The following is a 15,893-nucleotide window of genomic DNA, read 5'->3' as shown; positions in this document are numbered from 1 at the left end:
CACTCCACCGAGAGACCCCGCCCCACTCCGCAACCACCCCTCTCCCCCCGGGAGAGGGACGGGGTGAGGGTATCCGGGCCTGTGCCCCCCAGTGCCCCCCAGGCTCAAGGAGCTGGGGCCTTGCGCACCTCGCGCTCGACACGATAGCCCGCCTTCTCGAGCTGAGGCTTGAGGAGCGCCGCGTCGCCGGTGATGACGATGACCTCGGAACCCAGGTTGAGGCGCTTCACCAGGGCCTGAAGCTCCGCCGGCGTCACCGCGGAGAGGAGCTCCGGGTACTTCTCCCAGTGCTCCGGTGCGCGGCCCCACCGGGCGAGGTCCTCGAGCAAGACAGCCACCGAGGCGTCCGTCTGGAAGCGGGTGGAAAACTCCCGAGCGCGCCACCACCGGGCCCGCTCCACTTCCTCAAGGGCAATCGAGTGCTGAAAACCCGCGAACAGCACGCCTACGTGGAAGCGACCAACACCGTCGAGAGTGTACGCTACGCTTCGACCCTATGGGCAGCAACCCGTCGCAACGGGTTGTGGGCAGGGCTCAACTTGCCCCACCTTATTGGCACAGGCGCTGCCCAGGACGCCCTCCTTCGTTCTCGTGACTTCTTCACCCGCCTCAGTGGCTTCCTGAATACGTTGAAGGCCAATCCCGAGTTGGCTCTCGCGCACCGTACGCTCGAGCAGCTCGAGCGGAGCGCGCAGCAGTGGCGAACAGCGTTCGCGGATGCAGTGGGGATCGAGGTCTATCGAGCGCCGCTCACGCAGGACACCACACTTTGGCTCAACTGCGCGAGCGAATGGGGTGGTGGATCAGGCTTCAACTACCGCGTTTCATCCCATCTCAAGAAGTGGTTCGACGACCACTCCGAGCTCAAGGACAAGCTCGAGAAGCTGACTCTCAAGATGTGGGAGGAAAAGGTGATCGGCCCGCTCGCGCGGCTGACGAACGAGACTGCCGCCGAGACGGCAGAACTGCCGGCTGCCCGCGTGTTGCCGTTTCCTACCAAGCGTCCAGCTTGATCCAAAGGGCATCCCGTGTCGGCGTGAGGGGCAGCTCCAGCCCCCACGCAGACCTCACAAGGCAATCGTTTTCTGCTCAAAGACGAATTGCAGCACACGCCGCTCAAGCAGGAACATCCTCCTCGTCTGGCAGGGCGCTCATGGACGCCAGGAATGCATCCAGGCTCTCCGCGACACAGGTGACGTTGTCATAACCCGGAGGCTCGCCTCTCCCGGCCTCCCACTCGTGGTCCCAGAAATACACCCCACCATGCTCAGGTCCACGTACCGCCAGGCAGATCAGGTTCCCGAAGGCGTCATGCGCAATCGGTAGCAACTCCGCTGGGAGTCGGCCCGCATAAGCCTTCACGTAATCGAGCAGGTTGTCGTGCTCACCCTCGTGGATGCCGAGAAACCGGTCCACCATTTCCCATCTGCCTTCCATCTGGAACGCATCAGGACTGGGACGGCCGCCATTGTGGGCGAGCAGGAATGCCCGATACTCCTGCGGCAACTCAATGGCCAACCTGGACTCGGCCTCCTCGAGCTGCCTCGGAGACAAGGGGGCATACGAGTCCTCGATGCTCACACTCATTCGCCCACCTCCAATGCCTTCTGAGCGGCATGCCCGCCCGTATGAGAAATCGCACGATGGAGGTCCGTGGGAACGAGTTGCATCGTCCTTCCATCCTGATGGTGGTGCCAAGTGTATCCGGTGGGAGTGTGTTTGAAGCCCGCTGCGGCGTTCGCGGCCACCGCATCCCGCTTGCGGTCTCCAGAAAAGGGGACTCCCACCGTCTTGAGGGCATAGGGAGAGAAGTCCGGAAAGCCGTCCTCGGTGAAGCGGATGCTCTTGGGGTACCTGGCCTGTAACTCCTTGGGCAGTTCTCGAGAGGGAAGACCTTGCCCGCGTACTTGCTGTTGCGCGGCAAGCGCCCATTCACCTTGGGAACAGCCGATGTGCCCTGCTGGACTACAACCGGCGGCGCCTTCTTGGGAGGAAGCCCCCCACTCCCCTTTCTTCCGGCAATCCCGTGCCCCTTGAGCCCCCACTCCATGGGCACAGGAGTCTCCTCCAACAGACTCCGCGGGCGAGCACCTGCTGTCACGAGTGGAAGCAGTGCGCACAACACGAGGCATACACGTTTCAAGGATGTAATCTCCTACCTCTTGAGGACCTCAGATTTCCGAGGTTCACCTCGGGCCGTCCAGTAATTCCCATCTCGTATCGGTGTGGAGAGGCCCGATGATGTCAGACCATCCCACCCGGGCAGGCAGGCGAGTGCCGTCAGCCGGACACCCGTTCCGCCCATTGGGTGACGAGGTCGCGGAATCCCCGATCAACCCCCTTCGCAGCGCGGCGCGCCATGGGCAGATAAAGGCCCTGGGCGAGGCGCCCGGGGACCGCGTTGCGAATCAGGCCCCGAGGCGCGAGCCGAAGTCGACAGCGGGAAGGAATCATGACGCACCGTCCCAGGGGGAGGCCCTGGGGCGGAGGTGGTGGGACGAGTCACGCGATCAGCACGGGGGTGTGGTCGTGAAGGCGACGATGGTTGGTCTGGTGACCCTGGCGGGCATGCTCCTGGGGGCGGTGACGGCGGTGGAGACCCGGTCCGGGGAGCATGGGCAGCCGGGAGTGCGGTGCGAGCTGGGCGTGGGGGACTGCGCGGCCGTGGAGGAAGAGACGGCACCCCAGGCGGTGGGACTGGAGAGCCGCCACCCCTGTGACTGGGTGGAGACGTGCCAGTTGCCCTGTGGCCGCGAGGGGGGCGAGTGCTGCCACGCGGAGTGGAACTGCCCGCCGGACGCGAACCTGCCGCGGTGCTGAGTCCCGAGCGCCAGGAGAAGCAGCCTGTAGGCGCCTGAACATTCCCTCCGGTTTGCCCTAGGCTGGGAGGGATGGCGCTCGGGCTTGGACGAAGGCGCAGCCTGCTGACGAAGTTCTACGTGGCGCTGCTGATCGCCGTACTGCCGCTGTTGCTGTTGCAGCAGTTCTACGTCCTACCCGCCATCCGGCAGCAACTGCGGGACGATCGCGTGCGCGCGGTGCGGCAGTTGGTGGAGGCGGGCCACGGCATCCTCGAGTCGTACGAGGCGCGAGTACGAGCGGGCGAACTGACGCCGCGGGAAGCGCAGCACAAGGCGGCGGCGATGCTCGAGGGCCTGCGCTACGCGAACGCCGAGTACTACTGGATCAACGACCTGGAGACACGGCTGGTGATGCACCCCTTCCTACCGGGTCAAATCGGCGAGGACATGAAGGGGTACCAGGACGTTACGGGCAAGCGGGTGTTCGTGGACATCGTGGAGCTGGCGCGCCAGGAGGGAGAGGGCGCGGTGGAGTACCTGGCGACGCGTCCGCGCGAGCCGGAGCCGATTCCAAAGGTGTCCTACGTGAAGCTGTTCGCGCCGTGGGGATGGGTGCTGGGGACGGGCGTGTACGTGGAGGACATCGAGCGCGAGGTGGCGGCGGTGCAGCGGCGGCTGTGGGTGGCGCTGCTGTCGGGGGTGGGGCTGGCGGGGCTGGCGGGGGTGTACTTCTCGAGGCGAGTGCTGAAGCCGATGCGCTCGCTGGTGGACGCAGCGGGGCGGGTGGCGCGAGGGGACTTGAGGGTGACGGTGGTGACGCCCTCGCACGACGAGGTGGGGGACCTGGGCCGAGCCTTCAACGCGATGGTGGAGGACGTGCAGCAGATGCTGGGGGAGATGGGGGAGGTGTCGAGGGCGACGGAGACGGACGCGAGGCACATCCACCGCTCGGCGGACGGGCTGAGCCGGGCAGCGCAGGAGCAGTCGAAATCACTGCGGAACATGACGGACGCGGTGATGGGGATGACGCAGGAACTGGCGATGGGGGCGAGCCAGGCGGAGCTGACGGCACGGACGGCGGAGACGAACGAGCAGGTGGCGCGCGAGGGCGGAGTGGTGGTGAGGGGGACGGGCGAGAAGATGAAGGAGATCGCCCGGGTGGTGGAGCGGCTGGGGAGAGGCGTGGAGCGGCTGACGGAGTGGAGCGCGGAGGTGGAGCAGGCGGTGGAGCTCATCTCGGACGTAGCGGACCAGACGCGGGTGCTGGCGGTGAACACGTCCATCGAGGCGATGAGGGCGGGAGAGAACGGGAAGGGCTTCGCGGTGGTGGCGCAGGAGGTGCGCAATCTGGCGGAGCGGGCACGGGCGGCGGCGGAGCGAATCCAGGCGCTGATGAAGCAGAGCCAGACGGAGACGGAGGCGGTGGCGGGGCAGATGAAGCAGGGGCGGCTGAAGGTGAACGAGGGGCTGGCGCTGTCGGATCAGACGGGGAAGGCGCTGGAGCGGATTGTCGCGGGGGCGGAGGAAATCCAGCGGAGGGTGAAGGACACGGCGCGAGCGCACGCCACCCAGGCGGAGACGGGCGAGACGCTCACCTTGCGAATCCACGCGCTATCGAATCAGGCGGTGGAGTCAGCGATGAACGTGGAGCAAATCACGAAGGCGGTGGAGGACCTGGAGGCCCGGGCGCGTCAGCTCAGAGAAACGGTGACCCGCTTCCAAGTGGAGCAGCCCGGGCCGGGTTGAACCCGTTCAGGCCGAGAACAGATACACCCGCTGCTTCGCCATCTTCCTCACCCGCCAGATGTGGCGCAGTTCCAGGGTCACCCAGTCCATCTCCAACGGACGGGCGACGTAGAGGATGCCGGGCTCGTCGAGGCTGGAGAGCACGAACTTGCCGCTGTCGTCCATCGAGGTGCAACCCACGTCGGAGAGCAGACGCCGCTGGATCTCCTCGGAGTCGGTCGTGCCCCAATTGAACCGCGCGAGCTGGTCCACGGTCAGCCCATACGACTCAGCGACGCTCTCCAGCGTCTCGCCGTCAGAGACCTTGTGCTCGATGACTCGCGCGAGGAAGAGCTCCGCGGCGGCGCCCTTGCTCCGTCGGCTTGCCTCCTGCTGGTACGACGGGAGGATGCCGGACTTCACGAACGCCACGGTCTTGGCCAGGGTCGCGCCCTCGAGGACCGAGGCCACCTTGACGCGCCCCTGGGGGACATCCGAGAGCTCGATGCGCCCCTCGGCGTCGGTGGTGACCCGCTGCTCGGAGCCGTCGGAGAGCAGGACGCGCAGCTTCACGTCCGGGACGGGCTCCTCGGAGACGTCATCGACGAGCTGCAGCATCAACCGCAGCTTCTCCTCGACAGGAGCGGGAGGCTCGGACGCTTTCTGCTTCTCGAGGGCTTTGACCTCCCCCGGCATCCGGGGCAGGGGGGCCCGCGCCAACCGCAGGTGCCCGCGCGCGAACAACGTGGCGGCCTGCCGCACGACGAGCTCCTCGGTGCTCGGCTCGTACGGGCGCGAGAGGGCCTGGCTGTAGACCAGCTCTCGCAGCACCCGCAAGTTGAAGTAGTCCTGCGCCAGCTCTCGAAGCCGGCGCTCGGCCAGCCACGTGTCACCGAGTGCCACGGGCTCGTACCCCGCGGGCAGCGCCTCGTGGAACCCGAGCAGGACATACTCCATCTCCCCATCTCGCAGGCGATGCCGAATGGAGCGGACCGCGGCCGCCCCCCCCTTCTGCTCTTCGCGCGCCATACTGCCTCCACGAGCCTCCGTACCCGGAGCGCTCTTCACCCGGCGGGTCGAACCTTCATGGGTAGGCCGTCCCGTTCCACCGGGACACCTCATCCTTATCACAGACCATGTCGTGCATTCCCTGCGTCCTGCTGGACAGGACCCCCACCCGCTTGCACCCACCGAATGTGCCAATCTGCCGCCCGTCCGCCCGGTAGACGTTGCACCGCAGCCCATTCCAGCGCACCCAGCCCTTGCACTCGATGCGCTCCGCGCGGCCGTCCTCGTCGAGGTCGTACTTCAGGTTCACCGTCGTGAAGTCCGGGCTCTGGCCCTGCTCGTCCGCGACCTTCCAGAGCTCGTCGGCCGTGTACTCGAAGACCGTCTCCAGGGTGGTGCGCGGGCGGACCGAGAGCTGCCGGGCCTCGTGCTCCGCGAACACGAAGGTCTTCTCTCCCTCTTCATCCGTGATGGTGAAGGTGGGCTTCCCCTCCGCCTCTCCGAGCAGGGGCGGCGCCTGCCAGGTACAGAAATTCCCCGTCACGACGGGCGCACCTTCGCGCGGCACACTGGCGAAGAGGTAGCAGGGCGCGCAGCAGTTGCCCCCGGTCGAGACATACACGAGCGCGTCATCGCGGCCGTCCTGATCGAAATCGCCCACGAACAACAGCGCGAGCGAGAGCTGGCCGCGCAGATCGGCGCGAATCTCTCCGTCCTTGCCAGGAGGAATGTGCTTCTGCAGGTCGATCAGCACCTGCTCCCGCGCTCCGTCCCGGACCTCCAGCCGAGAGCCTATCGTCGTGCGCGAGTAGCCATGCTCACCGTCCGTGACATACCGGAGGGAGCCCACGGAACCCTCCGCAACCTTCAGCCCCAGGGCCTCCGCGACGAGCCGCGCATCCGCGTCCTCGAACGCGCGGGAGAGGACGACGTAGGAGAGGCCGCCTTCGGCCGGGCGCGACGTCCCACGGACGACGTACAGATGATCGTCCCGGGCCCCCACGCCCACGAACGAGCCGTCCCGGCGCTCGAGCGTCTTCGCGCCGAACAGCCGTTGGGGAAAGAGGGCATCGGCGAGACACCCGTCGGGTGTCGCGGGGCTCGCGCAGGGGAGATGACGCTCCAGGGGAGGAGCTCCGCCTCCACCTCCAGGTCCGGCCAGCCGGTCGAACTGATAGTCCAGGTAGTGCTTGCGCAGCGCGGCCCGGGCCCCCGGGTGTTTCGGGGCGAGCGTGGCCGCGCGAGCGGCGTGCTCGAGCCGATCGTGCACGTCCAGCCCGGATTTCTCCGCGGCCGCGAGCAACGCCTCGGCCTCGGGCGCCTCGGGCCCTGCACTGCGCGGGGGAGCCTCGCCCGGGTGCTCGGGGCGGGGCTCGGCCGGAGGGGGAGGGCCGGCCGGGGCCTTGGGGCACGCGGCCAGGAACACCGCGGCCAGACAGGACAGATAGACACGACGCATGGAGCTCATCCCCGTCACCTTCCCACGATCTAGAGCCGGTAGTCCCAGCCCCTATCGAGCCAATCCTTCACCGGAGCCGTGGCGTCCGCCTTGGTGACGAAGCCCTTCTTCTCCTTGTCCAGCCCGCTGTTGGGCACGTATTCCTTCTCGCCCGCCCGGAAGTAGATCTCCGTATCCGCCTTGCCGATTCCAGCGGGCCACAGGATGCACGCGTAGACGTCACCGAGCGTGACGAGCGGCTTCTTCTTTTCGGTCATGAAGTGGCGGAAGTACTTCTGGACGTAGTCGAGCTGCTCGACCTCGGTCATCGCCCGCAGCACCTCCGCCTTCACGCCGGTAATCTTCTCGTTATCTTCCGTGGGCATGAATTGGATGAGGCCAAAGGCATTGCTGCTCTTGCCCGGCGTATTGGCCTTGAACTCGCCACCCGTCTCGAAGGCCATGCACGCCATCAGGTACTGCGGATTGACCTTCAGCTCATCCGCGATGGCGAACACCTTCTTGCGGAACTCGGGCGGCACCACCTCGCCCCAGATGAGCGTACCGGCGACGGAGCGGCGCGTGCCGCCGAACTCGTAGGTCACCTTGGGAACGTCGGTGGAGAGGACCTTCCCCTTGTTCCCCACCACGCTGGCCTCCAGCAGGTACCGGCCAGCGCTCTGAAGCTGCCGGACGAGGACCGTGTCCAGGATGCGCGCCGTCAGGAAGCCCTGGGCATCACTCAATCCCCCTCCGCCCTTGGAGATGTCGTAGCGGAACTTCACCCGCGTCATCAGGACCGGGTTCTCGAGATCCGCCAGGAGCTCATAGAGGGTGAAGGCCAGCACGCTGCCGTCCTGCTTGCCGTTCGGGATGTAGCTGGCCTGGCAGCGGGCCAGCAGGTACGACGAGTCATCCGCGAGCACGACGGGGCTCATCCGGGGATGGGCCAGGGAAGGAACGCACTCGTAGGCGGCAGGAGGCATCACCGGGGGGACGACGGCCTGACCCCACAGCTTCGCCTCGGGTTTGGTGATCTTCCCCCGGATGACCACCTTCTTCTTGAAGATGCTCTTGTTCGACAGGGGAACGAGTGCCTTGAGCAGCCGGGGGTTGTTGTCCACCGGTGCCGTGGTGAGCTTGACGAGCTCCTTCTGCTCCGTCTCGTCGTAGATGGAGAAGGCGGGCGCCGCGGCCTTCCAATACGCGGCATCCCCCGCGAGCTTGAAGGTCAGGCAGAGGCTGTTGTCCTGCACGCCAATCGAGGCCAGCCCGAAGAAGGGAGTCCGGGTCGGATCGATCTTCCGCTCGGCCAGCTCCGAGGAGGCAATCGCGGTGGCCAGGTCCCTGGGCGTCTTGGCCTGCTTCGTCGCGGTCTTCTTTCCCGTCTTGGGGGGCTCGAGCCAGAGTTGGTCGTCGTCGAAGGTGTGGAACAGCGCGGGGTCGTAGTCCATGACCGAGCTGACGGGCACGTAGCTGGTGGTGCCCGACAGGGTCTTGGGAATGCGCAGCAGGAGGAAGTGCGGCTTCTCCTCCTTCTCCTCCGTGGCGGGACCGAAGATGTCCGCGGCATACACCAGGAAGGAGGAGGCCCAGTCGGTGGGCACCAGCTCCACCGGGCGGGTGATGGGCGTCATCACCTGGAGCGGGGTGGAGGACAGCGGCGCCAGGGGCTTGTACTCCCAGAGGCCCAGCTCCAACGGGAGCATGAAGCTCGGAGCGACGTTCGACACCTTCACTTCCGCGCGCCCGTCGGTGAGCTTGAACACCTCCAGCTTCGGTTTCGGGAACGAGACGGCCTTGGCCTTCTCCCACAGCAGGTAGCTCAGCCCGTCTGGATCCACGAGCTCGAGCCGGACATCGAAGGAGAAGGGGCCCTCGCCCGTCCCGAGGTAGGTCAGCAGGGTAGAGCCTTCGCTCGTCGCGCAGCCGACCTGCCATTGGCGCTCCTCCTTGTCCTCCGTGGTCCAGTCGAAGGTGGAGTACGCCAGGGCATTGGGCGTCTGGCCCGTGCCTTCCCTGAAGACGGAGAGCCGGAGCGTGGCGCCCTCGAGCCGGTCGTGGACCTTCGGCACGAGCGTGAGGAGCTGACCCAGGCGGACCTCTCCGGGGGTCGCGCCCGTCACCCCCAGCGTGTTGGTGAACCGCATCGGGCCGGAGACCTTGCACTCGGGCGCGGAGGGGAAGTCCGGGAAGACGCTCAGCTCGGCGAGGCCCTCGCCGAAAAGCCCCGCCTTGTAGAGATCGAACTCCACGTCGACCCGGCAGCTGGTGCCGCTGATCTGCATGGGCACGTCGCTGACGTCGGTCCCCTTGGAGATGTCGAAGGAGTTGGTCTTGATCTGCACGCGGCACTTCGTGCCGGCGGGCAGGTTCTTGTGCGTGCCCGTCAGCTTGAACTTGTAGGTGCGCCCGTCCACCGACCAGTCCGCCAGCTTGAGCGTGAGGGTGGTGTGGGGCACGACGACGAGCCGGAAGACACCTTCCGAGCCTGGATCGATACGGACTTCGCGCCTCTCGAATGGCGTGGTCATCTCGGCTACCTCCCCTCGCCCGTGCCAGCCGTCTCGGACGTCTCGCCCTCGGGCGGCGGTTCGAGGCGGACAGGAAGGGTGAGGGCCTCCGGGGTCACACAGTTCAGGTCCTTGTTCTCCGGCTGCACCGCGATGACACGAACCTTGTACTGCTTGCGATCCTGGAGCGCGGCCGCGACATCATCCACCTTCAGCGTGGCGCGGAAGACGCCCTGCGCGTCCGTCAGTCCGGCCGCCACCTGCTTCTTCGGATGCGGCACGTCGTAGGTGATGGCCGTCTTGGGCAGCACCAGGACGGGCCACGGGGCCTTCGGCTTCTTCGGGTTGACGGGCGGTGGCCCGGGATCGAAGACCTCGACCCGGAAGACGCTGCCGGAGGGGACGGCCCGCGTGGCCACCTCGAGCTTCAGCTGGAAGCCCTTGCCTTCCTTGTCCTCCACCTTGAGCGTGGCCGCGGGCTTGATGAGGTACTCGTCTCGAGACGAGGGCTGAACGTCGATCTTCTCCGTCTCCAGGGGCACCCCCTGCTTCCGGGCCTTGGCCGTGAAGAAGAGCTTCTTTCCCTGGAGCTTCTTCTCGCCGAAGTCCACCTGCCGCACCAGGCAGAGCGAGTCCGGCGTCTTGACGAAGCTCACCTTCGCGTTCTTGTTGAGCTGCTTGTCGTCGTTGAAGTCGATGGTCGGATCGGCCGCCTTCCAGAAGCTCTCGGGGGCGCCCAGGAGCTCCACGGAGATCTGGATGCCCTTCGAGGTGAGCTGCCAGGACGGCTTCCCGAAGGCGGGACGATGCAGCACCTCCGTGACCTGGGTGGACCACAGCTCCAGGTAGCCGGCCCTGGCCTCGCTCTTCAACGTCTCGAGCTTCAACGCCTCGGGCTTCGTGCCCGTCGCCTCCTTGGGCAGCAGCGCCTTGTCCAGCGTGCCGCCACCATTGGGGAAGAGGCAGCCGAACTGCACCTCCAGCTGCTCATCCGGCGCGAGCGTCTTCCTGAGCTCGGCGAAGAGGGCGGAGGGATCCACCTGGCTCACGAGCGCACCGGAGTGACTGCTCGACCGCGGCGCCTTCACGGAAACCCGGAAGGCGCCCTGCTCCTCTTCCGTGACGTCCGCGGCGGCCCAGCCGGACTCCTTCACCTTGTTCACGGCGGCGCGCAGCAGGTCCACGGCCTCCGGTCCCGAATTGGGCGCCTTGAGCAGGATGGAGAGTCCATCCGCGGAGAGCGCGGACAACAGCAGGTTCTGACGTGGCACGAACTCGCGCTGGATGCGCTCCACGGACTCGACGAGATCCCAGGCGAGCTTGGGCTCGGGCTTCTGATTCTTGGCCGCCTTGGGAGCGGGAGCCGGCTTCTGCGCCGGGGCCGTACCCGCCGCGGGGGGAGGCGCCGGCGGCTCCTTCGCCGCGTCGATGAAGACCTGGTACGTGAAATGCTCCGTCAGGTAGGTCTTGTCGTCCTTGGCGACGTTGCCACGCTTGATGAACCCCTCCGCGAACGCGAAGCCCACGTCCTCGTTCACGGCGAGCTGCTCTCGCGCCTCGAGGGGAATCACCCACTCGACGACCTGGAACGACGGAGCCGGCTCGGAGCCCTGCTCGGCCGGCGGGGCATTCCCGGGGGCCGCGGCGGAGACCTTGCTCTTCGAGGTCCGCGCGAGGAGCCAGCCCCGGAGAAGCTTCGGACAATTCTCCCGGAAGGGGATCCGCCAGGAGAGCACCCCATTCGGGCCCAGGACGGGCCCCTCGCTGGTCTCCGCGGACTGCTTGCCGTCCTGGCCTGGCGGCTCGGGGGCGTACTGGAGACAAGGGGTGAGCCCCTCCAGCACCAGACCGCCGATCTCCACCGCGCCTTCCGGCTTGAGCAGCTCCCATCGGCCCCACCCGGGAAACTCCACGGGGTGGGCGAACACGCCCTCCGAGAAGGTGCCCCGGGCGAGGTCGCGCGTCAGGTCCTCGTGGCGCACCTGCAGGACGACCGGCTCGTTGCCGTCCCCCCGCTGCACGGCACCGGCATAGACGAGCTCCCCCACCTGCCGGGGTGGGCTCTCCGTCCTCGCGGGCAACCACCCGAGGGCGGCCACCTTCTTCATCTCGTCTGAGCGCCACCGGGGAACGTCGGCGAACCGGACGAAGCCATGCTTGTTCAGCAGGCCCAGGAGCCAGGCGAAGGTGACCGGGTGGGGATTGTCGAGGAAGGTCTCCTTGGGCAACTGCGCGCCGTCGAAGAGGCTCTTCTCCCCGTTGGGACCCAGGAAGGCCTTCTCCTTGTGGGCCCACCACGCGACCGACTCCGCGTATTGGAGGATCGCGTCGTCCGCCTCCTTCTGCTTGTCGGCGTACACGACGACGCCGTAGCCGATGGGCAGTTCCTTGTCGGCCTTCAGGCGCGCGCTCATCTGCGCCTTGATGCCCTCGACGCTCCAATCGTTCAGGTGGCGGAGCACGACATTGCGCCAGCGCATGGAGGCCAGGTTCTTGAAGTGCTCGACGTCCTTCTGCAGGGCGTCCTTGCCGGCACCGCCGCCCGGCTGGATGAAGAAGCCCTCGTGCTTGCCGGCCACCACGTGCGGCTCCACGTAGATCTTCCTCGCCCTGGCGGGCACGCGGACCGTCACGCTCTCCGCCCGGCCGTCGTAGTCGATCAACTCCTCGCCACAATCCGCGGGCTCGAAGGTGAACTTGAGCTTGTAGGGGCCCGCGGGCAGCGAGCCCTTGTAGTTCTCCACGAGGACCTTGGTGAGGTACCCGGGCTCCTTCTTCGGCGCGGTGTCCTTCGGAGGCGTGTCGTCCTTGGAGAAGGGCAGCGCCCGGTGGGACTCCAGCAGCAGCCGCAGCAGCGCCACGTGGTAGGAGCCCTTGAAGCTCTTGAGGAGGTTGCGCTCCGGGTCACCCGCGTGCTTCGACACGGGCGCCATCTCCACCAGGGACGCCAGCTCGCCCTCGCCGATCGGATCGAAATAGTTGTTCTGCGAGTCCTTCTCCTCGAAGAACTTGAAGAAGTCCTTCTCGAGCGAGAGCTTCTCGGTCGCGAACTCGAGGAACTGCTGGAGCTGCCCCGGCTCGCTCGGCGCGAGGATCTCCCAGTGGAGGAAGCCCTCCCGCGTCCCGTCGACGTAGCCGAGCAGCTCGCCCGTGCGCACCTGGAGGTAGGGCTGACAGAAGGTCACCATCTCGCCCTGAATCAAGGCGTCCTGGATCTTCTTCAGCTCGTCATCGGACTTCTTCCACACCCCACGGAGCAGCCCGTCCTCCTCCTTGCCGAGCGCGAACGGCACGGACGTTCCGGCGCCCTTCCCCATCATGGAGAAGGCGCCGCCTTTCATCACGAGGAGCTCCTTCGTGCCTCCTTCCGGGGGGTCCTTCTGCAGCCAGCGGACCTGCCGGAAGGCCTCGTGCTGCGGGTCGAGCACGGACAGGCTGCCATGGAGGCGCGCGAGGGTCTTGTGCCAGGTGACGCCCTCGTACGAGGTCGACTGCTCCGAGGGCGACGTTCCCCAATCGGGAGGCGCCAGGTGCATGTAGAGGCTGTAGAAGGTGAAGCGCTTGCCTTGCGCCGGCGGCTCTCCTTCCTTCTGCTTCGGAACCACCTCCTCGACGTCGTGGCGGACCAGCACGAAGGAGTTGTGGGCGCCCGCGAGCTCCTGGGCCAGCTCGTTCGCCGTGACATCCTGGGTGGTGGACGTGCCCGTCGCGGGCTTCGCCGCCTTGGCGTCCTCCGGCGGGCGGTAGGCATTGGCCAGGCGGATGGCCACGATGTAGCCCGGCGCCAGGCAGCGCACCTCCTTCACCACGGCCGGGGCCTTCTGCGCCGGAGCCTTCTGCGCCGGGGTCTTCTGGCCCGAGCCCTTCTGCGCCTGGGGCTTCTGGGCGGGAGGCGGCTGGGGGGCAGGGGCCTGCTGGCCGGTGGAGCCCGTGAGCGCGAAGAGCGGCGACTCCAGGTGGACGCCCGAGTGGAGGTTGCGGAAGCTTCCCATGGGGAAGCGGCCCGCCGCGGCCTTCTCCGTCAGCGCGAAGCAGTTGACCGGGCGGAAGCGCTCCTTCTGACCATCGAAGGGGTAGGCGACCGCGCGCGCGACGTTGCTGAAGACGAACTCCGGGGGAACGGTCGTCGACCGGTGCGAGTAGATGAACGCGCCGCCCTTGTGCGACTCATTGTAGTAATCCATCCACAGGTCATCGCGGATGGTGCTGTGGGTGTTCTCCTCGAAGAGCTTCCGGGCCCGCAGCAGCACCAGGGAAGCCTTGGCGCAGGAGGAGTCTCCTGGAATCAAGCGGATCAGGTCGTGCTTGCCATTGAGCGCGCCAACCCCCTCCAGGTCATCCGAGCTCATCTTGGTGGTGGGCGGGAAGAACATGCCCACCTTGATCTTGCTGTTCTGGGTCGAGGGGTCGGCGACCATGAGCCAGAGGTGCCGGCCCGTGGAATCCGTCAGGTAGGCATAGCCCACGATCAAGATGAGGTGGATCGGGCTGCCCGTCTTCTCGGAGAAGCCCGAGTACAGGATGACCGGGTTGTTGGCGGTGAGCGAGTCCAGCATCGTCTTCAGCCGCGACTCGATCCGCACGGGATCATTCGCGATCTGCGCCGCCAGGCTCTTCCGGTTCTCCTCGTTGGCGGGGAGGATCTTCGCGTAGGCAAAGTCGAGGATCCTGGACGCACTGAAATCAATGAAACCACCCTGCTCGTCGAACTTCTCCGGAATCCGCACCGCGTCGATGTTGGCGACGACGTGGGCCGGGTTGGTAACGGCGTAGGTCTTGTCGACGTTGCGGTCGTGCGGGGGATCGGTGGGCTTCGTATGGAACGCCCGCTGACCGCCCGGGTAGCGGAGGTCCACGTAATACCCGGGCTTGTCGGCGTTCCAGTGGGTGATGAACCTGGACTTGAAGTCACCGCCCTGGATGGCTTGATAGTAATTGAACGCCATGGTGGCGGACGTTCGTCCGCACCAGTCCCGCGCGCTCCCCTCGTAATGCTGTCCCAGGAGCGGGACCTTGAGGAGGTGGTACTCATCCAGCACTGGCCCCAACTTCTCCAGCTTCTCCGCCAGATCGTACTCCCAATCCGGCCAGTACCTGTTCTGCGTCATGGCAAGTTCTTCCAGCAAGCGCTGTGCACGTCCTGGACTACGGCCCCCCCTGAAGACAGGGCACATGATGCTGCGGATGCCACCCGAAGTTGGAGCCGTAGGCCGTCTCCCCCAGCCAGGCCACGTCGTCCTCGTCCCCCACCGGCAGCTTGAACAGTTGCCGGGTCGTGCTGCCGTCCAGCCCCTCGAGCGTCAACTCGAGCCCGTTGTCGCGCCTGACCACCGCGGAGATCCAGTACCTCCGCGGCACGTCATGGCCCGGCTCCTCGAGCAGGAGACGCCAGCGCCCGTGCATGTCGGGCACGAACTTCAACAGGAAGGGCCTGTCCCCGCAGTCATTCCACTGAAACTCGAGGAAGCCGTCCTCGGCCCGCTTCAGCAGACCCCACTCCCTGGGGAGCCCATCCAGGAGGGCCTGGGAGGCCTCGTCGAGGATGTACTGGCCGAACGGGAGATCCTCCCTCTCCGGACGGAACATCTCGACGCCCTGGAAGAGGGCTTTGTCCAGGACGGGCGTGGAGGCAGCACTGGAGCGATCCAGGACCGTGCCCGTCAAGACCTCGGTCTTCTTGTCGACCTTGTATTTGCCCCGGTAGACGACCACGTTCTCGGCCTGCCCGAGCGCGACCACGAACAGGTTCTGCCGGGTCTCGACCCGGACCGTCACGTCCTTGAGGGAGCCCGCGCTACACTCCTTGAAGCAGACGGCGATGCTCTGGAAACCGCACGAGCACGTGAACGTCCGCTTCACCGTCGGATTCTTGATGCGGGCGGCGAGCTCGAGGTTGCGCTCGAAGAAAAGCCGCCCCAGCTCCTTCTGCAGCTCGACGTCCTCCGGCGAGAGGGTGGCCGCCCGGAGCGCGCTCTCCTGACGCTTCTCGAGCTTGAGCTTGGGGTTGCGCGCCTCGGCCCGGAGCTTCTCGACCGAGGGCTTCTCCGTCCCGAGCAGCGAGGCCGCGGCGTAGCCTTCCTGGTCCCCACAGCGGACCTTCAGCCACTCCCCCTGGAGCTTCTCGGTGACGTGGCACTCCGTGCCGATCCGCAGCTTCTCGAGGAGCTCCCCCTCCTGGGAGGGCGCCTTCCGCAGGTTGACGGAAGAGCCGAGGATGTACACCCGCTGCTGCTCCGCAGCGGCATCACTCGCGGCCGCGACAAGCAAGAGGGAGATCAGCAGCGTTTGCATTCCCGAAAGCCCCCGAATGCCCTGACTGGTAGAGCGTTGAACGACTGTTGACGATTGCATGCCCCTCTGACGGCTGTCCAGGGAGGCACATTCACCCACCACGGGCACTCGCGCGGG

The 15,893-nt window shown here is 66.6% G+C and carries 11 protein-coding genes; 3 read left to right on the top strand and 8 right to left on the bottom strand.

All coding sequences use genetic code 11. The features are described 5' to 3' along the window. Positions 1 to 104 precede the first annotated feature (104 nt). Positions 105 to 338 (bottom strand): hypothetical protein, encoded by a 234-nt coding sequence (locus OV287_RS01515; protein ID WP_267532168.1) that lies wholly within the window; start codon positions 336 to 338, stop codon positions 105 to 107. 81 nt (positions 339 to 419) lie between these two features. Here OV287_RS01515 and OV287_RS01510 point away from each other — a divergent pair, with 81 nt between their 5' ends. Continuing rightward, positions 420 to 1,013 carry a hypothetical protein gene (locus OV287_RS01510; protein WP_267532167.1) on the top strand — a complete coding sequence of 198 codons (594 nt, stop codon included), beginning with the start codon at positions 420 to 422 and terminating at the stop codon, positions 1,011 to 1,013. 103 nt (positions 1,014 to 1,116) lie between these two features. Here OV287_RS01510 and OV287_RS01505 read toward each other — a convergent pair whose 3' ends face one another. After that, positions 1,117 to 1,587: an SMI1/KNR4 family protein gene (locus OV287_RS01505; RefSeq protein WP_267532166.1), complete on the bottom strand. Its 471-nt coding sequence runs from the start codon at positions 1,585 to 1,587 to the stop codon at positions 1,117 to 1,119. Beyond that, entirely contained in the window at positions 1,584 to 2,132 is a 549-nt protein-coding gene (locus OV287_RS56325) for an HNH endonuclease (protein WP_373371797.1), read from the bottom strand. The genes OV287_RS01505 and OV287_RS56325 overlap by 4 nt, the downstream gene beginning before the upstream one ends. Positions 2,133 to 2,541: 409 nt before the next feature. Between OV287_RS56325 and OV287_RS01500 the strand changes: the two genes are divergently transcribed. Together OV287_RS01500 and OV287_RS01495 are read left to right on the top strand one after the other, a co-directional pair. Continuing rightward, a complete protein-coding gene (locus tag OV287_RS01500) occupies positions 2,542 to 2,820 on the top strand; it encodes a hypothetical protein (RefSeq protein WP_267532165.1) in 279 nt (92 codons plus the stop codon). A 71-nt stretch (positions 2,821 to 2,891) separates the two neighbouring features. Further along, positions 2,892 to 4,547 carry a methyl-accepting chemotaxis protein gene (locus OV287_RS01495; protein ID WP_267532164.1) on the top strand — a complete coding sequence of 552 codons (1,656 nt, stop codon included), beginning with the start codon at positions 2,892 to 2,894 and terminating at the stop codon, positions 4,545 to 4,547. Between the two features lie 6 nt (positions 4,548 to 4,553). On the opposite strand, the gene OV287_RS01490 is transcribed toward OV287_RS01495, so the two are convergent. From OV287_RS01490 to OV287_RS01470, 5 genes are read right to left on the bottom strand one after another with little or no spacing between them, the layout of a single operon-like run. Then, positions 4,554 to 5,555 (bottom strand): LysM peptidoglycan-binding domain-containing protein, encoded by a 1,002-nt coding sequence (locus OV287_RS01490; RefSeq protein ID WP_267532163.1) that lies wholly within the window; start codon positions 5,553 to 5,555, stop codon positions 4,554 to 4,556. Positions 5,556 to 5,610: 55 nt separating this feature from the next. Further along, positions 5,611 to 7,002 carry a hypothetical protein gene (locus OV287_RS01485; protein WP_267532162.1) on the bottom strand — a complete coding sequence of 464 codons (1,392 nt, stop codon included), beginning with the start codon at positions 7,000 to 7,002 and terminating at the stop codon, positions 5,611 to 5,613. Between the two features lie 20 nt (positions 7,003 to 7,022). Next, the gene (locus OV287_RS01480) at positions 7,023 to 9,506 is read right to left on the bottom strand and encodes a hypothetical protein (RefSeq protein ID WP_267532161.1); all 2,484 of its coding nucleotides are present in this window, start codon (positions 9,504 to 9,506) and stop codon (positions 7,023 to 7,025) included. A 5-nt stretch (positions 9,507 to 9,511) separates the two neighbouring features. Continuing rightward, positions 9,512 to 14,593, bottom strand: coding sequence for a C39 family peptidase (locus tag OV287_RS01475; RefSeq protein ID WP_267532160.1), 5,082 nt, complete (start codon positions 14,591 to 14,593; stop codon positions 9,512 to 9,514). Positions 14,594 to 14,630: 37 nt separating this feature from the next. Continuing rightward, entirely contained in the window at positions 14,631 to 15,776 is a 1,146-nt protein-coding gene (locus tag OV287_RS01470) for an SH3 domain-containing protein (RefSeq protein WP_267532159.1), read from the bottom strand. Between the last annotated feature and the right edge of the window lie 117 nt (positions 15,777 to 15,893).

It is taken from the genome of Archangium lansingense, assembly GCF_026626635.1.
Taxonomy (GTDB): Bacteria; Myxococcota; Myxococcia; order Myxococcales; family Myxococcaceae; genus Archangium; species Archangium lansingense.
The sequence above is the reverse complement of the archived record's forward strand: the minus strand, read 5'-3'. Positions and strand labels throughout refer to the sequence as shown.